This window comes from Citrobacter sp. C13 (assembly GCF_014596815.2).
GTDB classification, from domain to species: domain Bacteria; phylum Pseudomonadota; class Gammaproteobacteria; order Enterobacterales; family Enterobacteriaceae; genus Citrobacter; species Citrobacter portucalensis.
Map to the genome: position 1 here is coordinate 303,375 of NZ_CP115025.1, position 22,912 is coordinate 326,286.

The 22,912-nt window shown below is 47.2% G+C and carries 21 protein-coding genes; 8 read left to right on the forward strand and 13 right to left on the reverse strand.

Features of this window, described 5'->3' with window-relative positions:
- Window positions 1-18 precede the first annotated feature (18 nt).
- Both IB222_RS24915 and IB222_RS24920 read left to right on the forward strand, forming a co-directional pair.
- On the forward strand, window positions 19-318 hold the full coding sequence (locus IB222_RS24915) for a hypothetical protein (protein WP_032610385.1): 300 nt from the start codon (window positions 19-21) through the stop codon (window positions 316-318).
- An 84-nt stretch (window positions 319-402) separates the two neighbouring features.
- Window positions 403-1,101: a hypothetical protein gene (locus IB222_RS24920; protein WP_022652135.1), complete on the forward strand. Its 699-nt coding sequence runs from the start codon at window positions 403-405 to the stop codon at window positions 1,099-1,101.
- A 519-nt stretch (window positions 1,102-1,620) separates the two neighbouring features.
- Here the strand turns inward: IB222_RS24920 and IB222_RS24925 are convergent.
- Both IB222_RS24925 and IB222_RS24930 read right to left on the reverse strand, forming a co-directional pair.
- On the reverse strand, window positions 1,621-2,025 hold the full coding sequence (locus tag IB222_RS24925; protein ID WP_071787996.1) for an Ig-like domain-containing protein: 405 nt from the start codon (window positions 2,023-2,025) through the stop codon (window positions 1,621-1,623).
- A complete protein-coding gene (locus IB222_RS24930; RefSeq protein ID WP_015063083.1) occupies window positions 2,019-2,486 on the reverse strand; it encodes a DUF4165 domain-containing protein in 468 nt (155 codons plus the stop codon). The genes IB222_RS24925 and IB222_RS24930 overlap by 7 nt, the downstream gene beginning before the upstream one ends.
- 224 nt (window positions 2,487-2,710) lie before the next feature.
- Here IB222_RS24930 and IB222_RS24935 point away from each other — a divergent pair, with 224 nt between their 5' ends.
- Together IB222_RS24935 and IB222_RS24940 are read left to right on the forward strand one after the other, a co-directional pair.
- The gene (locus IB222_RS24935) at window positions 2,711-5,131 is read left to right on the forward strand and encodes an Ig-like domain-containing protein (RefSeq protein WP_015063084.1); all 2,421 of its coding nucleotides are present in this window, start codon (window positions 2,711-2,713) and stop codon (window positions 5,129-5,131) included.
- A 458-nt stretch (window positions 5,132-5,589) separates the two neighbouring features.
- Complete coding sequence (locus tag IB222_RS24940; protein ID WP_015063085.1) at window positions 5,590-6,471, forward strand: RepB family plasmid replication initiator protein; 882 nt, start codon at window positions 5,590-5,592, stop codon at window positions 6,469-6,471.
- Between the two features lie 587 nt (window positions 6,472-7,058).
- Here the strand turns inward: IB222_RS24940 and IB222_RS24945 are convergent.
- Entirely contained in the window at window positions 7,059-7,574 is a 516-nt protein-coding gene (locus IB222_RS24945; RefSeq protein WP_015063086.1) for a hypothetical protein, read from the reverse strand.
- A 188-nt stretch (window positions 7,575-7,762) separates the two neighbouring features.
- On the opposite strand from IB222_RS24945, the gene IB222_RS24950 reads away from it, so the two are divergent.
- Window positions 7,763-8,089 (forward strand): hypothetical protein, encoded by a 327-nt coding sequence (locus IB222_RS24950; protein ID WP_015063087.1) that lies wholly within the window; start codon window positions 7,763-7,765, stop codon window positions 8,087-8,089.
- Between the two features lie 46 nt (window positions 8,090-8,135).
- On the opposite strand, the gene IB222_RS24955 is transcribed toward IB222_RS24950, so the two are convergent.
- Complete coding sequence (locus IB222_RS24955; RefSeq protein ID WP_022652137.1) at window positions 8,136-8,294, reverse strand: hypothetical protein; 159 nt, start codon at window positions 8,292-8,294, stop codon at window positions 8,136-8,138.
- 108 nt (window positions 8,295-8,402) lie between these two features.
- Between IB222_RS24955 and IB222_RS24960 the strand changes: the two genes are divergently transcribed.
- Both IB222_RS24960 and IB222_RS24965 read left to right on the forward strand, forming a co-directional pair.
- Window positions 8,403-8,675 (forward strand): hypothetical protein, encoded by a 273-nt coding sequence (locus tag IB222_RS24960; RefSeq protein ID WP_022652138.1) that lies wholly within the window; start codon window positions 8,403-8,405, stop codon window positions 8,673-8,675.
- Complete coding sequence (locus IB222_RS24965; RefSeq protein WP_223203170.1) at window positions 8,665-9,060, forward strand: DNA-binding protein; 396 nt, start codon at window positions 8,665-8,667, stop codon at window positions 9,058-9,060. The genes IB222_RS24960 and IB222_RS24965 overlap by 11 nt, the downstream gene beginning before the upstream one ends.
- Window positions 9,061-9,383: 323 nt before the next feature.
- On the opposite strand, the gene IB222_RS24970 is transcribed toward IB222_RS24965, so the two are convergent.
- The 5 genes from IB222_RS24970 to IB222_RS24990 all read right to left on the reverse strand — a co-directional run bounded on the left by IB222_RS24970 (window position 9,384) and on the right by IB222_RS24990 (window position 18,076).
- Window positions 9,384-11,840, reverse strand: coding sequence for an Ig-like domain-containing protein (locus IB222_RS24970; protein WP_022652143.1), 2,457 nt, complete (start codon window positions 11,838-11,840; stop codon window positions 9,384-9,386).
- 315 nt (window positions 11,841-12,155) lie between these two features.
- Entirely contained in the window at window positions 12,156-14,543 is a 2,388-nt protein-coding gene (locus IB222_RS24975; RefSeq protein ID WP_022652144.1) for an Ig-like domain-containing protein, read from the reverse strand.
- Window positions 14,544-14,788: 245 nt separating this feature from the next.
- Entirely contained in the window at window positions 14,789-14,965 is a 177-nt protein-coding gene (locus tag IB222_RS24980; RefSeq protein ID WP_022652145.1) for a hypothetical protein, read from the reverse strand.
- Window positions 14,966-14,979: 14 nt separating this feature from the next.
- On the reverse strand, window positions 14,980-16,656 hold the full coding sequence (locus IB222_RS24985) for a DUF4942 domain-containing protein (RefSeq protein ID WP_015063091.1): 1,677 nt from the start codon (window positions 16,654-16,656) through the stop codon (window positions 14,980-14,982).
- Between the two features lie 265 nt (window positions 16,657-16,921).
- The gene (locus IB222_RS24990; RefSeq protein ID WP_022652146.1) at window positions 16,922-18,076 is read right to left on the reverse strand and encodes a hypothetical protein; all 1,155 of its coding nucleotides are present in this window, start codon (window positions 18,074-18,076) and stop codon (window positions 16,922-16,924) included.
- Between the two features lie 339 nt (window positions 18,077-18,415).
- Between IB222_RS24990 and IB222_RS24995 the strand changes: the two genes are divergently transcribed.
- On the forward strand, window positions 18,416-19,261 hold the full coding sequence (locus IB222_RS24995) for a Dam family site-specific DNA-(adenine-N6)-methyltransferase (RefSeq protein ID WP_015063093.1): 846 nt from the start codon (window positions 18,416-18,418) through the stop codon (window positions 19,259-19,261).
- A gap of 14 nt (window positions 19,262-19,275) precedes the next feature.
- On the opposite strand, the gene IB222_RS25000 is transcribed toward IB222_RS24995, so the two are convergent.
- The 4 genes from IB222_RS25000 to IB222_RS25015 all read right to left on the reverse strand — a co-directional run bounded on the left by IB222_RS25000 (window position 19,276) and on the right by IB222_RS25015 (window position 22,371).
- Window positions 19,276-20,097: a hypothetical protein gene (locus IB222_RS25000; protein ID WP_149384807.1), complete on the reverse strand. Its 822-nt coding sequence runs from the start codon at window positions 20,095-20,097 to the stop codon at window positions 19,276-19,278.
- A 266-nt stretch (window positions 20,098-20,363) separates the two neighbouring features.
- Complete coding sequence (locus IB222_RS25005) at window positions 20,364-21,083, reverse strand: hypothetical protein (protein ID WP_015063095.1); 720 nt, start codon at window positions 21,081-21,083, stop codon at window positions 20,364-20,366.
- The gene (locus IB222_RS25010; protein WP_022652148.1) at window positions 21,080-21,280 is read right to left on the reverse strand and encodes a hypothetical protein; all 201 of its coding nucleotides are present in this window, start codon (window positions 21,278-21,280) and stop codon (window positions 21,080-21,082) included. Before IB222_RS25010 ends, IB222_RS25005 begins: the two co-directional genes overlap by 4 nt.
- Window positions 21,281-21,297: 17 nt before the next feature.
- Window positions 21,298-22,371: a hypothetical protein gene (locus IB222_RS25015; protein WP_022652149.1), complete on the reverse strand. Its 1,074-nt coding sequence runs from the start codon at window positions 22,369-22,371 to the stop codon at window positions 21,298-21,300.
- Window positions 22,372-22,912 lie beyond the last annotated feature (541 nt).

The window sequence follows — 22,912 nt, forward strand, 5'->3', positions numbered from 1 at the left end:
AACAGTAAGGTGACAACCATGAAAGAACTGATTTCGGTAGCTCAGGCGGCTCTGGACTATATCGATGCCTTACCCAGCGACATGGTGGCATCACTCCATACGATGCCTGGCTTTGATCGCGATTGGGCAACAGAAGTCATTGCCGATGCTATCGTCGAAAGTAACGAGTCCCGGGAACAGATACAGCAGCAGTCGCAGGCAATTCAGTTGCCCGAGACCTGTTTCTTTGATGGCCCGGGCAACACAACAGAAACGTATTTCCTGGCAGACGATGTCAGAGAGTTACTCCGGTCAGCGGGCGTCCAATTTAGCGAGTGATACGGGTAAAGTTCCCAGGCAGTCCGGTCTCACATCGGTATTACGCCAGACGCTGTCAACATTAATTCGATTCAGGGCATGACAATGGAAAACACAGTAATACCGACGGTAACAGAAAACGAGATGGAAGAGGTGATCACCCGTCACACGGCATACGGGCAGGTATCGGTAAGCCGCACGACAACGACGGGGCAGCGCTTGTATGCCTCCGACCTCATTCATAAAGAGGTGATTACGCTGACCTTCAGTGAATCAGAGCAGGTTGAGCGCGATGGAGTGATCCGTCATCGGCTGGCGGAAGGCAGACGCCGTTCCCCACTTCTGAAAGTCAGTCTGTCTCCGGCTCAGTGGGCCTCAATGATCACATCGTTCGGAATGAGTGACGGCGTGCCGTGTACCATTAACAGTTTGATTCGCGGCGACTATGAGCGCCAGCCGGAGATTGGCTATATTGAGTCGACACGCGAACGTTATGAGCGTCAGATCCGGGAAGCCTCTGAGCGCGAGATGGCGAAAGTGAATGAAAAGCTGAAAGCACTGGCTTTGCTGGTGGCAAAAGGCAAGGCAGGAAAGCGCGAGCTTGAAGAAGTATATCAGTCTCTGTCCGGCGCAATCGCCAACCTGCCGGTTAATCTGGCCTTCAGCACCCAGTTGATGCAGGAATCCATGGACAAAATCGTCTCACACGGCAAGGCCGAACTCGAAGCCTCCGCCATGGGCGTGGCCGCTCGTCTCGGTATGAAAGAAATTAGCCGCTTGGCCTCGTTGGAAGACAAGAAGTAACCGGTACGATCACCCATAAGCATACCTGCTGCACACATAAGCGGCACAAAGCTCAGTGGCCAATTCATAGCGTGTTGACATAAACCGTACACACAAATGTGCTTCGTCGTGGCGGGTGCCTGATATGCGGTTCCCGACGCGGCCCCCTTCTCTCTTTAGCGGTCCACAGGACTCCAGGTAATGCCGGTGGGCTGTATCCAGGACGTTTTCCAGTAGCCGACAGTGGTCGGCGTCATACCCCTTAAGAAGGTGTTCCAGTTCTGCCATGGCGAGTGCGGGTGGTAACCAGGTGACGCCAAGACGCAAAAATTGGAGCTGCATTTGAATTTGATGGCGATCGGGCGTGAGACCCTGCACCCGGGGAGCGCGATAGCAAATTCTCTCCAGTGGAGCGAAATGCGTGATAAACGTTTTCTCAGCAATCTCTGACATTCGACTAAATCAGCCTGTTCCGTTTCTTTCTGGCTACGTTAAGACACCATGAAAAGGCCCCGTATGACGGGGCCGGTTCTGTGGTGTTTATTGGATTTGCGGCAGCTCGATCATGAAGCGGGATTCGCCAACTTTGCCGCTGGTGGCCGGGAAGATCGGGATCAGGATGCCATCCCCTTGACCGAAGTCTATTGTGATGTCTTTCGAATCTCCGGGAATGACAGTCGCCCCATTCATACTGACCGCAAAGGCCGCATCTTTACGGACCGTCAGCGTGCCGGTCTGCACTCCTGTGATCAGCGAACCATCTTTCTTCCGGATGCTGTTGGTCCGCAGATACGCCAGTGGCTGGTTATCTGATGTCTTCAGCCCCATGCCCACAGCCAGCGTCTTGATGGTATTAAATTCAATCAGGTTGTTCGGTACGTAGCGGAACCGGCTGCTCTTTGTGGTGCTGTTTCCGGCTTCATCCATTGCTATGGCAGTCAGCACGTAGGAATCTGCATCATCTGTTGCGGGGAAGATACGCGGGTATCAATGCTGAAGGAGTAGCTGGTTGTGGCCACGACATTCGACTTATTGTCGAGGGTTTCGGATTTAAGGGCAAAAGTCCCCTCGCCCAGTACCGGCAGTGCCATGGATTTGCCGTAGTACTCACTACCATCAGCGGCAGTGATCCTGTCGGCCACTGTCACCAGGCCGGTGACACTCTGGAACATCTGCACATTATCTGATGATCGTGTCACGGTAACGCGCTCGTAGCGGTCGAGACCAGATATCAAGTTCAGCGTAATTGCGCTACCTGGGTTGAGATACGCTCTGGAGGGTTCAGCATTCACTTTCGTACCACGTGTGTCGGTGTACGAATAGTTGTACAGCTGAGCCTGGCCGCAAAGTGGGAACAGCAGTGCCGCATAGACGGCGGCGATCAACGGACCTCTGTAAAATTTCATTTATGTTCTCCTGGTTGGCCAGGAAATTTTACCCGAAACGTTTTCATCACCCGGGTGATAAGAGGTGTAATTATTCAGTAAAACAACGCCCGTTTGTGCGCCTTTTGCCAGGCCAGCGAAAGTGACAATATCCGCTGATTAACGGCCCAGAAATACTCTGCTTAACGAAAAAGTGCCGGAGGTGAATCGTTTAAAATAACGACAAAACAATAGGGGAATACTGAATGAAATATCAGACTATAACTTTGGCTATGGTTTTGCTCGGCGTCTCAGTTCCGGTAACAGCTCAGATTTATGAATCCAGCTTTACAGATACCAATGGCATTGAAGTACACGCGCCTTCAACCCGGATGCTACTCAATCCGGCTTCTACCGTAACGCTGACGCTTATTTCTGGATTGGATCGCTTTGTAAACGTTAAAGTGACCCGGGAAACCGGGGCGCAGTTGTACAATACCACCACTACCCGTACCGGTGTGGCTGATCGGCTAAAAGCAGCCGACGGCAGTGAATTTTACGGGAAGAAAGTAACTTTACCCGCTCTCGGGGAAGGAAAACTGATCGTCCAGGTCAACATTTTGGATCTGAATCAGTCAGTGGTAGCTACGTATAACTACAACTGGACAATAGACACCACACCTCCGGCTGCAAATGCCCTTACAGCAACCACATCACTGGGCACTGGAACTGGAGCGGTATTTAAATTAGGTCTTGAAGCTGTGGCGCAATACAGCTTTTTATCAACGGGCATCGCTGATGCGGTTGGAATAGATAAAGGCATATTTGAAATCTATCGCGCTAATGGAACCCTTTTCAGCTCAACGCCAATGAAATACAACGTCGGTGACAAGACGATGTACCTGCCCTACACCTTCGCAAGTGTGAAGCAACCGGGCATCCCTGATAGCAACCTTGACGAAGAATTTCAGGCAAAAGCCAAAATTTACGACACCGCCGGGAATATCCGCACGTTACCGACCCAAAAATTTCGGTTTGATAATACAATTGGTGAGATATCCCTTTTCGCTGTTCATGATCCAAATGATGCAACCAGCGTCGTTCCCGGCGTGAAAAACTACCCGGCCTATAAAGCCGGTATGGTGGTTAACGAAAACCCTATCAGGCTGGTGTATAAAATCCCGAGATCTAACTACCGGGCATATGCAGAGGGTGGACTGGAATTTATTAACCTTTATTCGGCTGCAAAAGAAATCGCTTCTGATGCCACCTACAGCTATGTCGAAATGACGCTGCCATTTGGTGCCTTCAATGGGGATATGGCTCGTATGGCCAACTTTGGACAGTGGGCAGGATACTTCCCGACCTACACGATGACGCTCAACCCGAACGCAAACAAGACGCCTGCTTTTACTGGCACCTGGGAGGATTTTCAGGATAGCAATGGCACCTGGTATAAGTCGAAGGACTTCGAGACAGTTCTGTCTTCCAGATTGCCGATTAAAATCGTCCGGGCAAGATTTAATGTAGAAGCCAGACCGTTTGAGCAGGAAGTTGGGGGACGCCTAACCTGCCGCATTCCGGTTGGCCAGACAAGTTGCGAAGCTCCTGAGAATTTTGATATGGCGGTAGGGACTCAGGGTTATAACCGTACACTTTATTATGTACGCAGTGTCGCGAACCCTATTCTTCGTTCCGAGCAGTGGGTTATGACACGCTGGAACAATCAAATCGTCCCAGAAATTGGTGAGATCACCTACAGCCCGACATCTAAGATACTGACTGTTGAAGCTCATCTCAACAGAGATAATGATTGGTTCGACGGATTCAGACTCCTCGGATTCTATCTTACCGATAAGAACTCCAAACAGCGCATGACGCCTGTGGGAGTCGAAAAGTCCAGAAACGCGGGTAACTACACGATTGAGTATGACCTTTCCCGGCAGTCTGAAGGGCAATACAACGTTGAAGTGAATATTCAGGATCGTTTCGGTAACCAGACAAACAAAACCTATGGCGTGATAGCTCTCGATGCCACACCCCCAACGGTTGCTATTACCTTCGAAGGGAAGCCGGTAAAGGATGACACCGTCGTCTATGGTCTGGAAAATCTGCGCATTGCACTGAGCGATAACCTGACCACACCTCGCATTACTCGTCTCCAGCTAACTGGCGGACCGACATCAGACAATGTTGAACTCAGTTGGTCACCTGCTGGTAAAGACATATACTCGCCGGAATATCCGCGCATATTCCCGAATTTCGAGCCCTCTGAAAACTATGCTCTCAGTGTGACAGTGTCGGACAGCCAGTCCAACACAAAAACTTACACACAGAAGTTCAGTTATCTCCCGAATAACTTGGTACAGCTGCATAACCTTCGAACCCTTGCAGTAAAGTCGGCGCTCAAAACCTCTGATAACGTGCCACTTGCCTATCTGTCTACAAACATGCTCCGCAAGACTAACGGTGAAATAGCCAAAGGCTTACAGAACGCGACCCTCTCAGTACGTAAGGATGCCAACTTCGGGATAGTGTTTAATGGAGCGGAGGCAGCTCCTGGGGAGTCTGTAAATGTTAATATCGACATGGGTATGGGTGATAATCTTCTCATGCCGGTTTATCCATCAGAGAACGGCAAGACCGGAGCCGCTGAGTTTATGATCCAAATTGATGAGCTGAAGTAACCATAAAAAGCCGTCAGTCACTCTGGCGGCTTTTTTTCGTGACGCCATTTCCTGCATTTTCTCCGCTCTCTCTCCTCATAACTCTGTAGCCGCTTGCGTCAAAAAAGTAACTTTTTCTACAAGGGAAGAAGTGTGCTAGTGCGGTTCTTAGAACGGATCGGAATTTACTCACATTTCGATCGTAATGCTTCATGACGTCTCTGTGCATAGTTATCAACAGGATAGAATAATAATAAAGATCAATATAGGATCAATAGCAGATCAAAAAGGAATAACGATCCTCGCAGGCCAGTAATATCGGGGCTCTCAGCGGATCGCCATCCACTGTACAGGGGGCGAAATACACTATGTCGGGTAATCCATCCACTATACAGGGTGCATAATCCACTATACCGGGTGGATTCGATACACTATACCGGGTAGGATGTAGATCTTATGCACAAAACGGATCTTTCTATATGTCTAGTAATAACAACAAGTTATCTCTTGTCATTGAAGAGTCCCTAAAAGATTCCGGGGAAGTTATCCAACTGCTTCCCACGCTAAGACAGACCATTCAGCCGAAAGTTTTACTCCGTCTGGGTGTGTTTGTGCCAACACTGAAATCCACGGATAAGGGTGGCCGGAAGAGTCACCGCATCGATGCCACCGAACCCCTTTCGAGACTATCCATTGTCGAGGGTGAAGGCTACAGCCAGATCCAAATTTATGGCCCGCGCCTCGACATGGACTCTGACTTCAAATCATGGTGTGGGATCGTTTATGCATTGTCTAACCGTCCGCTCGACTCGGAAGGTCAGCTGGAGCTGAATTTCCCGGAGTTTGCTAAGTTCTGCGGTTTTGACACTAAGCGCATTGATAGGCAATTGAAAGAGCGTTTTGATGCTTCATTGACGCGTATTGCCCGAACCAGTATCTCGTTCATTAAGAAAATACCCGGTACAGACGATCAGATAACGATAAACATGCACCTCGTGGAATCCACGTACTACGACAGTTCCACCGGGAAAATCGTCATCAAGCCAAATTCGAAGCTCAATACGCTGTATCGCGTCGACGGTAAAACCCGACTCTACCTGAAGACGTTGCAGAAACTGGCCCGTAAGGAGTCCGCACAGGCCCTGTATCTGTATCTGGCTGAGTTACCGAGCACCTTTTACCGTATCGGATTTGACCGGCTGCGTGAACGCCTGCAACTGTCCTCACATCTTGGCAACCAGAATGCCACAGTTAAAAAGGCGCTGGGCCAGCTTAAAGAGATCGGTTTTCTGGAATACTCCATAGACAAAGAAAACGGCGATTATGTACTGAATATTCTGAAAAGAAACATGAAGCCATGATAGATGCCGGATAATGCAGCTGCCTGCCGCGTGGGTGGCTGCATTACCCGGAATAGTGGATATTCTTCTCCTTTCCGCTCTGTTTTTACCCGGTACAGTGGATCTCCACTACACCGGGTAATGTCAGCCCTAAAACTCCGATGCAGCCCTTTCTCTTCAGCCTTACCCTGACGATTCTGTGTGTTTTTCAACCAAAATGTGAACTATACCCGGTACAGTGGAGCCACGAAAATGTGATCCATACCCGGTATAGTGGATAAGGCCCCTTGCGAACCAGGCACCGGAAATGTGGCGGCACTGGTTGGCAAGTTTTACCCGGTATAGTGGAGCCCGTTACTGCCTCCGCCCCGGATGGCGTGATGTCACGGGAAGGAAGATATACCCGATAAAGTGGTTCGTGAAGGGTGAACGGCCCTGATAGCACGATGAGGCTGAAGTGGAAACTGTACCCGGTATAGTGGAGCCACTAAGATTGCGTACCCGGTGGCTGAGAGGGGAATCTTTTCCCGCCACAGTGGAGTAGCTGATATCGTCGAAAATGTCTTAACCACAATACGGCCATTCTGTTGCTGCACTAAAGAAATGCATCATCGAGTCTCAGGTGTTTTAAGTTGGTAAACCCCCTTCCACCAGGTGTCGAAAGAGACGCTATCATCGCAGCGCATAAACATGCCGTTATGCCTTGCGACAACGCTGAGAGAACCTTTATTTTTACCGCAGGTCTTCTCAAAAGACTCTGTAGCTTTAATAAAAGTTTCACCATCCGTGATGGTCGGGGAATCCAGTTCCTTCGCCAGCCATGACGGATAGCTGTCAGCATTAACCCATACAAGGCGTTCCACAACTGAAAAGAGTACGCCGACAAGGCCAACCGCCCAGAGCGTAATAACCAGTAAACGTAAAATTCGCAGGACTATGAATTTTGAATGCTGTAAAGGCGAGACAAGAAATGGCAACGATATCATGACTGTGAGCATGACTGATGACGCCAGCAACGTGTATAACAATGCCCATGATTTCACATAGGCCGAAAACGCGATCATCAAGCCAATAAGAACAAAGAGCGGTGCAGCGCTTTTCAGACTACCCATGTTTATTTTCATTATTTTGATGCTCCATTTTGTACGAGTTTAGAGATACTACGTTTAAAATCATCTACGGCCTCAAAAAAGGTTCGTGGATGACGTTATTGGTTTTTTATATTGTACCATTGGTGAGCGTTTACCTTTTTACCCTTTAATTAAGGCACCAGGATTCGCCCCTGAAAAAGCGAATTCCATGAGGTTAATGTATGTCACACAATATTTTTATAGCTGAGTTTGATGATGGACTTCGGATGTACGGTATCAATGACGGTACAGCCTGCCATATGCATGCTTTTTTGTTTCAGACCCAGGCGCAAGTAGAACACTGGCTGGGAAGCGGTGATCGTGATACCCGCAAGTTACCTGTAATGCCAGAAAACGCCTCATTGACGGAGGAAAACGTCACTATCGGCCCTGACGAAACATGGGCTTTTCGCTCCCGAGCTTCACGCACCGCACAATGGATCACCGGCCCCCTTGAACATGACAGTGAGTCATGGGAAGACCAGTCTGTATATGGCCACAGCACGTGAACTTCACGCCTCCAGTCCTGCTGACCGACATAGGCAGGACAGGGGTTTACAGTACCCGGTACAGTGTATCGCCTTGCTGAACCCGTGTTTGCTGCTGCTGGCCCAGCGGACGGATGCTGGGAAAGTCAAAGATGATCAGTTTTAGATCCGCGTTCGCGGGGATAATTATTCCTACTGGAATGTTAGCTACAGCGTTAGAATCCATTTTGTTGCCTCACCTTACAAGGGCGATTAACCGTCTTAATGGCAGCATTCGCCCGATCAGGCCGCAGGGGTAACAACTTGTGGTCTTTTTCGTACACAAGGAGTGTTTATGCCTTACATCCCCGAAACACTGGAAGGAACGTTTTTCCGCAAGACTATTGAAACATCACCGGAAGGTGAAAGCCTGTACTGGTTTCGCCGTGCAGATGGCATAGAATTCGCCGTCATTGAGTCGGCTCGCTACCCAGGCAATGATGCCGTGGTAATTTGCGGGGACGGGCGCCCAACAGGCAACACGATTTCAGAATCGCTTTTTGTCATTACTGATGACATGCGGGCGCTTCCCCGTGGCGTGTATGAACAGGAGGCGCATGATGCCTAACCAGATCCCGAACAACCCTACACTTCCGAAGAATTTCGACATTACGCCTAACGAGAAGCGCAGCAAGGCCCAGCTCGATGCCTGGTGGGATCATCCTTACTGCGTCACCCATAACGAGAAATTTCACGTGTACTGTCTGAACGGCGGGGCGTGGGATAGGCCGACATGGCTGGCTCAGGCTGACACGTATGATGAGGCCTGTGAACTGGCAGAACGGAAACAAGCTGAGTGGGTGGCACGCCGGGAACAGCCTATTTACTATATGACCTTTGAGCCGCCTTTTCAGATGGTGCGACAGCCGCAACGCCCTGATCATGATGCTGTAGTAGTTGTGTCGTTCGAAACGAAGGAAGAACTGGACGCCTGGAGCGCAGCGCAGCAATAAAAAAGCCTCCCGTTTAGGCGCCTCTTAAGGATGGGTTTTCGTGGCTAAAGATGAAAAGCAACACGCTTCCCGGTTAGGAGAGTTGCCCAAATCCACTATGCCGGGTGAATGATGTGTTGATCCATGCTGACGGGTAGGTGTATGGGCAGATCCGCAGAGAGCGGCAGGCCAGTTTCATTTGCGGTTTTAGTGATGGGACATCAGGTTATCCACAAAAACGGTGCATAAACCTGTGACCGGAATCTGGATAAGATGGGATAATCATCATCGCGGTGCCATTACCTTGAAAGGGTGACCCGGTACCGGGTCACCCTGCCTCGCTTTTACTTCAGTTCCTCGATATTCAGCATAAATTCTGACGTTCCGCTGACGCCGGAAATCGATGGGAAAATCGGGAAGCTGCGGCTGTCACCCAGACCCAGATCCAGCTGAACGTTTTTGCTCTCCCCTGGTGCTGCGGAAACCCCATTCACCGTAACGCCGAAGGCCGCATCCTTACGTACCGTCAGTATCGCGTCCTGTTTCCCTGTTGCGATAGAACCGTCCTTCTTGCGCAGCTGGCTGGCATACAGTACAGCCAGCGGCGTGTTGTCGGACGTTTTCAGGGCGGTACTGACGGAGATGGTCTTAAGGTTCTCCAGACGTACCAGGTTGTTCGGCAGGTAGTTAAATTCGACGGCGCTTTCTTTAACGTTGTTCATCTCGTCTTTGGCATACACGGTCAACGTGTAGGTTTCACCGTCATTAAGTGACGGGAAGATCTTCGGGTAATTCGGTGTATAGAGATCATTTCCGAGATTTACCCAGGACAACTCAACAGCATCAGATACCGGTCCACCTCGAAGCGTCATGCGAGTTAACGAGGGTTTGGTCAGAGTATCTGCGAGCTGAATTCGGACGTTTTCCAAGCCGAACACTGTCACGTTGCTGGTGATAGGTTTGTTTTCGTAGTTGATACTGATGGACGGCGGCGAGTTATCGACCGTCACGGTTTTGTAGGCTAAGCTTCCCGTGTTGCTGAAAGAATCCTGGGCGTTGAGCTGCACGTTATAGCTGCCCTCCGGGATCTGTTTCAGGTTGAAGTCGTAAGTATAATTCCCGGTTGCTGTGTTACGCCCCGTTTGTTTTCCTGTCACGTTGATATCCGCGTTATTGCGGGATTTGTCAGACAACCACACCCGGCTCAGTTTAACGGCATCGAAATACCATCCGTCTCCTGGCTCGTTGACGAATACCTGAAGAATGTTGGTCGCATCATTGTAGTTGTAGCCAGTAACTGTGGGCCCCTTTGTATGCCAGGCGATGTTTTCCCAGAGCGGCATGAAGAAGGTGGACTCGGTTGTCGAACGCACTTCATAGGCAGTATGTATATAGCCGGTGGTACCGTTTGTAATCGCCTGTGTCAGGTCGACAGTACACGACGTTGACCCGGCAGGGATCTTGCAGGTGGCACTGCCGGTAATTGCTTGTTCGTAGGGGCGTGCTTGCACAGTGAAACGGATCTTGGTTAGGTTCACCGGCATATCTGAAGCCAGAAAATTTTTCCAGTCGACGCTATTGAACCAAGTGCCGTCAGACTTCTGTCGCTCAATCGCAGGACTCCCCCACGCAGGACTTTTTACCGCCGCCGGGTCCCAGTTCAGCCAGGAGGCGTACTGAGTCAGACCGCCACCGGCCCATTGGTACCTGTTCACAGGGCGATAGTAGTTTCCATCCAGAGTACCCTGTGGGAGCTTCACTTCTACGTACACATAGGTCGTGTCTTCTGAAATAACCTTAGAGCCGCCATAATTGTTAAGAATGGTGATGCCGCCGTTACGGTATGGCTGCCAGTTAGTTCGGGGAATACGAATGACCATCCGGTACGGGTTTTCGAGTACAGAGAGCCCCCGCACAAACGGTACGTACCCTGAAGAGATCCCTGGAACCACACTCGTACTGACTCGTGAGTCATGGACCGCAAAGGGCGTATATTCACCTATCTGGTCATCAAATAAAAAGCGCTGCGGAGGAATATTCAGCGTGTTTCCGGCCTTATCAGTGATGATAAAATTGAAGGTGAATTCTTCATTGAGATCGCTGGTGGGCATGCCAGGTTGAGTGACCGCTTCCTTTATCCAGGGGTAAAAGGCACGTTTTGCCGCCGTGTCGTAGCTGAGTGTATTATCGGAAACGACTGTTCCATTGCTGCGCTTGATGACCAACCGGATCTTGTCTATGCCATACGCATCATCAACGCCGTCAGCAAAGATGGAAAACTGGCCAGAACCTCCGCGACCGAGCTCCCAAAGTGGTCCACTCAGGACCATGTCATAGCCTGCGTTCTGGCTTGGGTATATGCTGGTGTACTTCGGCGCTGTAGTATCGATGGTGAAACGATACGTTGTGGAACTTACGACGGCTTGCTGGAGATCTAGCGTGTCATTGATTACCGTGAAAGACCCTTCACCAAGTGCAGGTAACCCCATGTCCTTTCCGTAATACTCTGTGCCGTCGGCAGCAACAATGCGGTCTGCAACACTTATCTTGGCCGTTAGTCCCGAATACATAACCTTTTTATCACTGTCCCTGGTTACAGTCACACGTTCGTACCGGTCTAGACCGGAAATTAAGTTTAGGGTCAGGGCGCCAGCCGGATTGAGATAGCTCTGCGTTGCAGGCTTAAGCGTCATTGCCAGCTGATTGGTGTCGGTATAGGAATAACTGAAAATCTGAGCCGCCGCCGGATAAGTTGAAGAGATGGCCGTGGCAATGATACAGCCTGTCAGTATTTTACGCATGTGATGCTCCCGGGATGTATTTGTCCCTATTTTACAAAATCATTTCTTCTGACCTTGCTGGTTATCAGAGGTATTTCATAGCTTTAAACTTTTGAAAATGTCCGTTATAACAACTTTGGCGAGGTAAAAATTGGCAACGGATTGACTATTGAGATGGATCTTCACCAGGACGAGAAAAAGTGACTTTTCGTACACGAACAAGTAAGCAAGAATTCATGTTTTGATGTAAATGCCACAGTGCGGGAACTGAAAGATATGGGTGGAGGTTTGGCTATATTTCAGCAAGGTGCCGACTTAACGACACCCCAAAATTATTCAGAACTGCGGGAATTCCACGGCAAACTCAGATGTACCAGAAACGCCACTCTTTCCTGGTGTGACAGAATAAATACGTTCTTCACCCTGCCCCATATCAAAAATGATTGCCTTTGTCTCTCCTGGCGCAACGGTTACGCCAGCTACACTTACCGGGAAGTCAGCATCTTTCCGCACGGACAGCGTACCGTTTAACTGCCCAGTAATGACAGAACCATCCTTTCGGCGAAGTACGCTTGTCCGGATAAAAGCCAGTGGCTGGTTATCCGTGGTCTTTAGTGCAGCCGCAGTAGCAAGGGTACGTAGCCTGTCCAGAGTGATCATGTTTGCTGGTTGATAGAGGAAATTGAGCTTTTTCGAGGACCGGTTTCCAGAGGCATCGACTGCGTGAGCTTCAATTGTATAAATGCCATCCTCTTTTGCTATTACGGGAAAGATACGCGGGTACTCTGGCGTATAAACTCCTGAGCCCTGACTGGAATAAGCTAATGTCACCTGTTCACTGTTTGGTCCACCGCTCAACACCAGTGATTCAAGCGAGGCGTCACCTGAAGGGTCAGCTACACTAATTCTGAGGTTTTCTAGTCCCTTAACCAGTTTGCCTTCAGGATCATCATTCAGATACCGGTAGGAAATTAGAGGGGCAGTGGAGTCAATGGTAAGCAAATCATTTATCACGTAGTTTGCCGTGTTGCCCACAAGATCTCTTGCATAGGCGGACAGAACGGTATATTTGCCGTCCGGCAGATCAGCATAGGAAATGACCGCGTTTTTTGTTTTAAAATCACTCTCTGTCCATGTCCTGGCGGGTAGGTCAATCACATTCCCCGTTTCGGTTTTAAGCACCACGCCAAATTCTCGGGTATCCCATGCTCCTATTTGCCATCCATTTATCCGGTCATCATCAGTAACCGTCATGGTTACATTTTTATCCATACGGTTAATTTTTACGGCGTTAATAACCGGTGGGTTGTTATCCCAAATCACTACGAATGCCCCAGCCAGATTATCATAAATAGCAGTACCGTCTTTACCTGAGACCAGATGGATGTATTGCATCCCCTTATCGGAAGTAAAGGTATAATCCACGTTCATGGTACAACCAGTGCTTCCTACCGGGATAAGGCAGTACCAGTTACGGTTCGAATTAGCTGCAACCCGTTGTACATAGTTACGAGGTTCGGTAGTCACGCGTATTTGGGTAAATTTGGCAGTTCTTACATTCCCAGTAGCACTGCTCCATTTACCGGTATCACTACGAAAAATTTCTTTGCTTGTGACCTTTGGTGCAAGTTCCATGGTTGGGGAAGGAGTGAAAGATAACTCAGAGTGATGGTACCGACGAACGCCTCCCGCAAGTGTCTGGAATTCGTGATAAATATCACCGGTACTGGGGAAAACAAAATTGAACGAATAAATATTATATGTGCTGTCAGAACTTTGATAATTGGCATCTGCCCACCCAAAGCTTGTTTTATTAGCAGCAGTAAAGTTACTTTTATTCCTGAGTACCCGCAATGATATTGGATTACTGTAAACAGTTATCCCAGCTGAGTAGTTTTCCCAGGTATTTGTCCTGGTATTAAGCACCTGTAGAACAGAAGGAGGGTTGACCCGATCAATCACACTTTGTCTGCTTACTGATGCTTTATTTCCTGCCTTGTCATAAACATAAAGGCCCATACGGTATTCAGACTGAGAAGCTGGCGCCAGGGCTGGATCGCTCGCAGTAGTATTTTGGACGGTTACTGAATTATCGACCAGGTTAATTACAGCCCCTCTCTTTCGTTCAACGCCGTTCGAATCGACAAGAAAGTACTCAGCCCGGTCGAGACCAGAGCGACTGTCTGAAAGGCCTGAAAAGACGAGAGCCTGAACAGAGGCATACTGCATACCTGAAGGAACGCTGGTAAAGATGGCTTCGCTACCATATTGCCATCCATTTCGCGTATATCCAATTGTGCTAGTTTTAGGGGGAGTGCGGTCGATAGATATAACGTAGTCCCGGCGAGAAATTTCATTATTTTGGAGATCTGTGATCACTTCCCTCAGGGTGTAATTATCTTCACCAAACGCAGGGACACTTAACCTTTTTCCATAATAGTCATACCCGCTACTGGAGGTCATACGGTCATCAACCGTAACTTTGCTACTTTTCGTGCTCCACAAGCTTGCACCGTTGACATTAAGTAACGACAACTGGACGTACCGGTCTAAGCCGGAGATTACATCAGCCTCGAATGAGGTTGCTGGATTAATCCACTGCACAGATGGAACAACAATCTTTGGTTGATTCTGAGTGTCATTGAATCTTAACTCTGCAATCTCAGCTTGTGCCGTAAACGAAAAAGCTATGAGTGGTGCTAAAAGTATCGCCCTGCATTTCATGATTATCCTCCCCCAGTCAGGTATCAATAATACCAAGTGAGCAAGGCTAACTTTTCTGGGAAGGGGATATAAAAAACAAGAAAAAAAGAGTGAAATGTTCGCCAATAAAAGCAGGAATGCGAAGTGCTTAACATGCACTATTAATCACAGTTTATCTCATCCTGAGTAATAACCACTGCTCGGGCTCCCCGCTATCTTGTAGGGAGCCCATAAAGGGAGCAATCTGTACCAACTCCTTTAACAGGTTAGTTTTCAAACCAGGGCGAATCGGCAGCGTTGGCGGAGTCTTCACTTTGCGGTGACTCTCCCAGAAATTGCACTTCATGTACCGGTTTACTTTTCCCCAGGCTCTGCTGGAAATCATCCATCATAAATTCAACATCATTTTGGTCCTCTGGCAGGCCAGGTGAGATTTCAGACATGGTCTTTCCTTCAGTTAAAGGCATTCTACATACAGAACACGGACGGAGACGGCAGTGTTGTCAAACTCGTTATCGAAGGTGTCCATCCATTCAGCACGGTATCCCTCGCCCAGCAGGTTATCGATCCCCTGAAGGGATAGCGGCAGGACGGCCGCTAAACGCCCGCCGGAAACGAGATGAGACGCAGCGGCCAGTAGATGGAGTTTAGCCCGGTTGTCAGCAAAAGGTGGGTTCATCACCACGCAGTCGAATTTCTGATTTGGGTTCGCTGCTGACCATGCCAGAAAATCGGCCTCCGTTGTATCGTAACCTTTAGCTCGGGAGACCAGACAATTTAGTGTATCCAGTTCGATGCCGGTAACGTTGACGCTCTTAGGAAAACATTGCAGCAAATCCCCGTGCCCGATGCTTGGCTCTAGCAGTCGCTCCCCCTCCCCGGTCGCAATAATGGATGCGACGTATTCACTGAGTCGCAGCGATGAAGGGTAAAACTGGTGGGATACAATATCGGGCATGGCACCCATATGACCGATGAAGCGCATCACTTCGGTCGGGTCATAATCAAATGTCACATGGTAGCTAGTAATCCGGGCACCGAGGAACCGCAGAACCTCCGCGTTCACCTGCCGCGTTTTATCAGCGAACTCACCGGCATAACCGAGCGATGTCCAGCTGGACCATTCCTTTTCATTCCGAGTGAATTCCAGCTCTGCGAGCTGCATCCGTGAATGAAAATCGATGCAGCGTTTCAGTGCCGGGAACTCCTGCAACGTGGCTTTGTAATGGGCTAAGCGTTCAGTAGGCAGCGCCAGAGGGACAATGGCAGCAAGAATGTTGTTAAGCCGTTCTGCAATATCAGGATGTACATCAATGTGCATCGAACCATTCTTGTAAACCCGAAAACGAATACTGTTGCCATCCAGGCTGATCCAATTTCTGAACCCAGCATGACCAACCATATTCTCAACCATTTTTTTCGTGTCATAGACCGGTTTAACTGTTTCTCCCCGGAAATAAGAACAGATCACCCGCAGTTCCGACAGTGGCATGAGTCCTGATTCTTTGAATTCAACTTTAAGTTTTACCCACTTGTCTTTCACCCCTTCACAGACACCGACGGTGATCATGCGGGTTGAGAAACCAAAAGCTTTATTGGTTTTGTGGTGACGGCTTAATGATTGAAAAACGGCATAGACGCGCTCTTTAATGAACTGATGCCGGTCATTGAGCAATGTGACAACCGTGGCAACTACTGCGTCGAGTGTAAACTCAGGGATCTCTTGCGGAGGCCGGTGATACCGGTCAGCAGTAAATTGCTTGTCCCATTCGTTCTTTTTTTCGTCAGACATCACGGACAGCACATCGGTAAGGGCCATTACCCGCTTCCAGTACTCAGAACGAAGTGCATTTTCTGCGTACAGGGCATCTGTTTCTGAAATGAGATGGTTATAGCCCGAGAGGTAGGAATAGAGCTTCTGATTTCCGTATTTCATAAACTGAGTGGACATGGACCTCAGTAAACTAAGCTCTTCGTTATAGGATTCGACCTGGCTGGCAATGATGCCAAGCTCTTCCCGCATTTCGGGCAGAAAGTTATCCTCGTTAACACTGAGGCCAGTTAGGGGCATACAAGCGACCAGAGAGTTCCCTGGGGCGCCAATTTGGGGGAAATTAGATTCAACAGCAGACATAGTATCAGTCCTTTATGTAGGAATTATCTATTACCAGGATATCAACCTCGTTCAAAAAGCTAATAGGTTGGGCGACATAAAAATCTCGAAAGTTGCGCTGCGGGAGGTAGGACAGACAGATGTCGTTTTAATGAAGAGAAAGCGTGCCGGAGACAGGACAAAAAAAAGCCCCTACTTAGTAGGGGCAATGGGCGAGAGCCTGGGTGGCTCGTTCTTGAATATCGTACTTCTAATTATGTGCTACTCATAAGTTGAAATGCTTAATTCAAGCCTGTGCTGGTGGTGCTTCAGATTGTGGTTCTCCGCCAGTATTTGTGTTTTTCGCGGATTTGTAAGTCACTTTCTCCCCTTTCAATCGAGCTTGCCGATTTTCGACCCGGCGAAGCTGCTTGTTTTCTGCTTCAGTGATCTCACTTTGCAGGTTCTTGAGCATCTCCAGCATGCTTCGGTTCAACGTAAAGGAAATTTCTTCATCTTCGCTGGAGTCGGTCACTTCGGGAAGTTGGATATCACCGAGTTTCTGCAACAAACTCGTAGTGATGAGTTTGACCCCTTCTACGGCTTTTGTGGCGAGAACAGGTGGAACACGTGCCGGTTTAAAATCGGAAGGGACAACACGAATACTGCCACGTGGCGTCTTCTTAATCTTGATACCGCTTGAATCAGCTTTCTCAAGCTCGGCGATCATTTTTTCGATACGAGAGATGGCTTCCGTTTCACCGAACTCATCAATAAGGGATAGGACTGCAACATAGGAAATAGCATCGGCATGGATTAATTTTTTGATGTAGACAGAGCATCCGGTCAGACGAATGAGAGCAGCAATGGTTGTACTACTCTTGCCCTCACGTTCGGCAATACGATCAAGCGACCATCCGCCCAGCGCCTGAAGACGTCTGTAGGATTCACCCAGTGCCACTGGAGAAAGAGCCAGACCACGGTTCCCGTCAATTGTCGTCAGTTCGCAGCTGATCTCATCGGCTTTCATCTCGATGCAAAGAATGGTGAGGTCAGTATGTCCTTCTGCCTGAGCCATTAAAGCCGCTTTTAAACGGCAATGGCCCTGGCAAACGTACGGAATACCGTCTTTGATCAGAACGCGTATAGGGTCAACGTAATCACCCCGGATGAATGCACACTTGATGTTATTGAGATGATCTACGACTTCCGGCAGCTGGTAATATGCCTCCCCCATCCCCATCTCACGGGAGTTGAAGCCTGGCGAGATTTGAACCACTGAAGGGTTGATAGCCCAAGCTTTTTGTTCAGTGACTTCATTACAAAGGTCAGGGTTCGCGTCGCGGAACTGCTTCATGCCACTGACGAATCGGCCGGAACCTGTCACTGTTGAAAATGACACGAGGGGTGATTTAAAGACCCGTGAGTTAGTTTGCTGGGAATCAGTCATCAGATCACTCATAGATACTCCGTTGTATTCTTTTTTGCCATACCTTTCATCTGTGCGTGAATACTACCGGAAAAAAAAATCTCACTTTTTCGTTAAAAAGGTACTTTTGGGGTTTATTCCGAATTTCGCGAAGCAAAACGTTCTGATGCTCAGACCTAAAAGATTAAATAAACAATTAAAAACAAATGTTTATGCGAGCTAAGAAGGTAGTTAACTTTTTTGCCAAAAAGTGAAAAAAAATAAAAAAATGTGTCGGAATGAAAATTTCTTTCACAACACCCGCGATTTTCCCTGCTTAAACCTTGTTGGTTGTAATCCGGCTTTCGGTACCATAAGGGTGACATACCGATAATGCTTAAAGGAGAATACGCGTTGCGAAAACATACACCAATCATCAAATGGGCGGGGGGTAAAACCAAACTGATGCCATTCATCAGTCAGCATTTCCCACATGATCAGAGCCGTCGGTGGGTCGAACCATTTATCGGCGGGGGCGCTGTGTTCCTTAACATGTTTGCCACCGATGCACTCTTGGCAGACAGTAATCCGGATCTAATCAATCTGTACCGCAACATCCAGCGGAATAAATCGGCATTCATCAGAGAAGTGAATCTTCTGGCGGAAAGGGAATTTGATAAAGAGGATTACTTAAAGCTGAGGAACACGTTTAACAGCACCAGTTTGGATGATGCCCCGCTGCAACGAGCAGTCCTTTTCTACGCAATGAACCGACTCGGATATAACGGCCTGTGTCGTTACAATCTGAAACGTAAGTACTCAGTTCCGTGGGGGAATCGATCCAAGTTAACTCTGGACCCCCAGAAAGTCGATTATCTCTCATTCAGACTTTCTGGCGTTGAGCTGACAACCGCAGATTTTGGTCTGACGTTGGAGAGTGCTGGTGGTTGTGACCAAATTTATTGCGATCCGCCTTATGATAAAATCAGCAAAACCAGCTTTGTCAGTTATGACGGCATACCGTTCAATAAGAGCGCACATGTTAAACTGGCGGATATGCTGGTGGCAGCTCATCGTAAAGGGGCTTCAGTGGCCATATCCAACAGCTTGACTCCCTTTACGCTGGAGCTCTATGAAGAACGCGGTTTTGAAATTCATACTCTCAATGCTTACCGTTCTGTCGGCAGTCAATCAAAATCGCGAAAAAAGGAAAAAGAGATCCTGGCTGTCCTTCGTTAAGTGACAGTCAGTGGTTAGTCGATCGGGCTTATCCATTCCTCAAAGCTCAAAACTTCGGAATGGTCCCGACTGGCATAAGGAATAAACTGAAGCTCTTCGATGGACCGCTCCCCTCTCTTACCTTCACAAATAAACGATATAAGCCCCAGATCTGCAAGTTGGGTAAGAACATGCATGATTCGTACGTTCACCGTCTGCAACTGAAGAGCGTTAGCAATATCGGTAATTTTATGGGAATGGCGCCGAGACTTTCGCAAATATTCAAAAATGACAAGTTGGGTATTACGTCTCTTCAATAACTTCTCGGTCATAAATTCCTGAATTAACCCCCCAAGTAACACCAAGATCGGCCGCAGCACACCAGGGAACATCAAAGTATAAGACTGTGATGTTTTGATCAGTGTAAAGGACGTCAGAAAGCTAAAGTTCAGGCGCTTCTTTGAATACGGGATATATACGGCCAATGTAGTCGACAAGTGAGTAAGTAATTCTTCCAGATGATCCAATGTGATCATTGCTGTTTTATCGGTATTACGCAGACCGTGATAATCAATAAATGCCACTCTGGCACGACTCAGCCATTCATGTATGTTAATGGATACAGTGAACGGAGCATTTTCATCGACAACGTTGGCGGCATGATCAGCGAGCTGGTTGTGGATTAGCATAGACAGCTGGTAAAACGGAAACCGGCAGGATGGATGACACTGTAGTCCCGTTAGGGTAAGTTTTGTAGTATTCGAGCCATTTAGCGGAAAAGTAACTTTCCGGGATATAATTTTTGCTGACGCTCTTGCTGACTTGCAGATGAACCCAAGTCCAAGATCATTTTGCATACATCACTCCGTTTTAACAAAATCGCCTTAACCTGAATGTTAAGGAGAACAAAATTAAATATATAATTAATAAGATTATCATTTTTAATTTAAAAGATTAGTTAATAACGGGTGTTGAATTTAAAGAAATAGGCATATTTTTCGGAGTTTAAAACCGGGTAAAAACCCGATGCGTGAGCAACAAATTTGACGTGAGTGAGTCGGCACGACAGTGCAGAAAGCCTGTGGCTAATGAATAAACACCCTGTATTTGGGAGTTCTGTTCACTACGCACTAGGCTTTGTGGTTAATTTAAATACCGTCAGTAATGCGTAGGGCACAGAGTCAAAATAGTGGATCTTTCTCACCCTTCCAGAAAGATGATAGCTATGCCCCAATAAAACATGATCCTGCACATTACCTGTTAATGCGAATCCATCATTCTGCTTTTTGCCTGTAAAAGTAAAAAAGTAGCTGTGGGAGCCTTTTGAAAAAGCAGCTCGCACTTCTGTAAAAATGATATCAATACTCACTACATCACCAATGCTGAAAGAATGCTCAACAGGTACATCAGCGTTTTCTGGCAAATCTTTAGAAACGGGTTGGTAAGTTGAGTAGAAAGATTCTAACTGACGAACTGTTAAAAAGAGATTGTTGTTTAACTGCTGTGAAATGCTTACTGCAAACTTAGAATTATCGGCTTGTAACAATGCCAGGTGCCCGCTGTGCCTACGTTTCCAAGCGTCTAGATCGGGATTGCAGCGAAATTCCGGGATAGTTTCAAGAAATTCGATGCCCTCTTTCAGTACCAGTTTTTCCTCTGTGGCCGGTGACGTTTTGCTTCCATTACATGTCACGCAGACGGCGTTTGCGATTTCTCCTGTCCCTCCGCAGGCAAAGCATTCACGTGTGATCATGGCATAATAGTGCCCATCGTTACCGTGGAAAGGCTTTACGACCGCTGGCAATAAATAACCATCGTGAGTAAAAAAAATTGAATGTTTCATTTTTTAAGGTTCTCCAGACGTCCCTCCACGATAAGTAAAGCGTCAGTCACTTTCTGTACATACTGATCATGTCCTTCTTCAAAATGATCAAAGCGCTTACCAGCGTTGATCTCAACAATGTTACGGTCGAGCGAGGCTTTCGCAATAAGTAAATCGTTAAAAGTATTAATGACGGTAAAATGTACAATCTTGTCCATAAATTATCCTCAGCTATCTACTCATTTGTCAAAAGGTCACGAATTTCGTTCAGTTCTGTAACCTTAGATTTTGGAATGATGATTGCAGTATTTTCATCATTTAGAAGACTTAATACAAGTTGAAGTTTTGCTTCATCTAAAGTGATCTTTACACTTTCATTTGTTTTTGTGATTAAAGTGTTACTGACGTTCATAAATAAATTAGAATGCTGTCCGTCTAAAATTAATTCTGTCAGTTTATTATTGTCTGACATTGTTGACCCTACATTATCAATCAAACCAATAAATTCATTTTTTAACCGTTCAGTTTTTTTATGTGAAAGACGTTTAATACCTAACGAACTGCGAGTGATAGACTTTGTTTTAATGTCTTTAGGGTTAATATGTACAGGAGGTTTTTCCTGTTCTTCGAGTGGCTCACTGTTTGTTGCTGTTTCAACGGTTGTTGGTTTCGATAAATCAAGTACGCCAGAAGATGGCACTAAAAAAGAACAGGACTCCAAGTGTGCAAGGACTTTTGCATGATCATTGGAATACTTCAACATGATTTCAATCGCGAGTGTTTTTTTAATAAGGTTTAGGCTGATTAAACGTTGCAGTTCTAAAGGCATATCAAGGATTTTAAGCTGATTGCGAATCGCTGTGCCAGACCGCTGATAGCGCATAGCAAGGGATTCAACGGTAGAGCCAAGCTTCAGGGTCTCTGCGAGTGCGTAAGCTAGTGCAACGGGATTGAGACTGTTATTCCTGTTACCATCAAGGTTCTCTAGGTATTCTTCGATTTTATCCTTGTAGTGCATAAGTACGACTGAAAAGAGCTGGATGTCAGCTCCTTCCGCGAGAGCAAGCAATAATGCTCTGTAACGACAATGCCCTTGCCGGACAACGTACTTGGAGTCCTTCTTTACTACCTTAATTAAATCAACACGTCGCCCCTCTTTATAGGCTTGCTTGAGAGAAATAATTGCCGATTTTACTGGCTCCTGTTCGTAACAAAGATCACCGATTACCGCTTCCCGTGGATTAAATCCAGGCTCGATAATAAGATCTTTTGGGCTGATTTCAATAATCTGATAGTCGCAATGATTCATATAAGCACCTTTTTTTATTACATGATACATTAATGCTCTAAGATTCAAACAACTCTGAAGGCATAAAAAACAAAATTTCTTTTAGTGGTTAGGTATCTTACTAATTCAAAAATAGGCTGTTTTAAAAATTAAATTAAAAAGAAAATCTGAATAGTTTGAATTTATCTTTCTTAATAACTTCATGCTAACTGATATTTTTCCCGGCTGCATTCTATACAGGGTTTGTATCCAATCCTAAATTTGTAGGGCCAGAGCTCTTTCTCAGAGGGAATTTATCCCCGTTTTCCACAAGATAGATCAATTCTTTAGATCAATAGAGATCAATAGAGAACAATAAAGATCACGACCATTGTAACGTGATGATTTTTAAAAGAAATAGCAATGATCCGGCATTCAGGTGCATGCGAAAAGCATTTGATCGAATAAGAAAAGCATTTACTTGAATTGAAAAGGCATTTAGTTTAATGCGTGAAAAGCATTTGGACGAATAATCTATTCACAGCTAAATGTAGAAAGGGAAAAACATGGTGGGTAAGTTTAA

Bases quoted from the DNA above. Each gene is read 5' to 3' on its own strand.
- IB222_RS25005 (WP_015063095.1), bottom strand. From the start codon at position 21,083: ATGAAACATTCAATTTTTTTTACTCACGATGGTTATTTATTGCCAGCG.
- IB222_RS24920 (WP_022652135.1), top strand. From the start codon at position 403: ATGGAAAACACAGTAATACCGACGGTAACAGAAAACGAGATGGAAGAG.
- IB222_RS24995 (WP_015063093.1), top strand. From the start codon at position 18,416: ATGCTTAAAGGAGAATACGCGTTGCGAAAACATACACCAATCATCAAA.
- IB222_RS24950 (WP_015063087.1), top strand. From the start codon at position 7,763: ATGTCACACAATATTTTTATAGCTGAGTTTGATGATGGACTTCGGATG.
- IB222_RS25010 (WP_022652148.1), bottom strand. From the start codon at position 21,280: ATGGACAAGATTGTACATTTTACCGTCATTAATACTTTTAACGATTTA.
- IB222_RS24985 (WP_015063091.1), bottom strand. From the start codon at position 16,656: ATGTCTGCTGTTGAATCTAATTTCCCCCAAATTGGCGCCCCAGGGAAC.
- IB222_RS24960 (WP_022652138.1), top strand. From the start codon at position 8,403: ATGCCTTACATCCCCGAAACACTGGAAGGAACGTTTTTCCGCAAGACT.
- IB222_RS24935 (WP_015063084.1), top strand. From the start codon at position 2,711: ATGAAATATCAGACTATAACTTTGGCTATGGTTTTGCTCGGCGTCTCA.
- IB222_RS24975 (WP_022652144.1), bottom strand. From the start codon at position 14,543: ATGAAATGCAGGGCGATACTTTTAGCACCACTCATAGCTTTTTCGTTT.
- IB222_RS25015 (WP_022652149.1), bottom strand. From the start codon at position 22,371: ATGAATCATTGCGACTATCAGATTATTGAAATCAGCCCAAAAGATCTT.
- IB222_RS24980 (WP_022652145.1), bottom strand. From the start codon at position 14,965: ATGTCTGAAATCTCACCTGGCCTGCCAGAGGACCAAAATGATGTTGAA.
- IB222_RS24965 (WP_223203170.1), top strand. From the start codon at position 8,665: ATGATGCCTAACCAGATCCCGAACAACCCTACACTTCCGAAGAATTTC.
- IB222_RS24940 (WP_015063085.1), top strand. From the start codon at position 5,590: ATGTCTAGTAATAACAACAAGTTATCTCTTGTCATTGAAGAGTCCCTA.
- IB222_RS24990 (WP_022652146.1), bottom strand. From the start codon at position 18,076: ATGAGTGATCTGATGACTGATTCCCAGCAAACTAACTCACGGGTCTTT.
- IB222_RS24915 (WP_032610385.1), top strand. From the start codon at position 19: ATGAAAGAACTGATTTCGGTAGCTCAGGCGGCTCTGGACTATATCGAT.
- IB222_RS24955 (WP_022652137.1), bottom strand. From the start codon at position 8,294: ATGGATTCTAACGCTGTAGCTAACATTCCAGTAGGAATAATTATCCCC.
- IB222_RS25000 (WP_149384807.1), bottom strand. From the start codon at position 20,097: ATGCAAAATGATCTTGGACTTGGGTTCATCTGCAAGTCAGCAAGAGCG.
- IB222_RS24970 (WP_022652143.1), bottom strand. From the start codon at position 11,840: ATGCGTAAAATACTGACAGGCTGTATCATTGCCACGGCCATCTCTTCA.
- IB222_RS24930 (WP_015063083.1), bottom strand. From the start codon at position 2,486: ATGAAATTTTACAGAGGTCCGTTGATCGCCGCCGTCTATGCGGCACTG.
- IB222_RS24945 (WP_015063086.1), bottom strand. From the start codon at position 7,574: ATGAAAATAAACATGGGTAGTCTGAAAAGCGCTGCACCGCTCTTTGTT.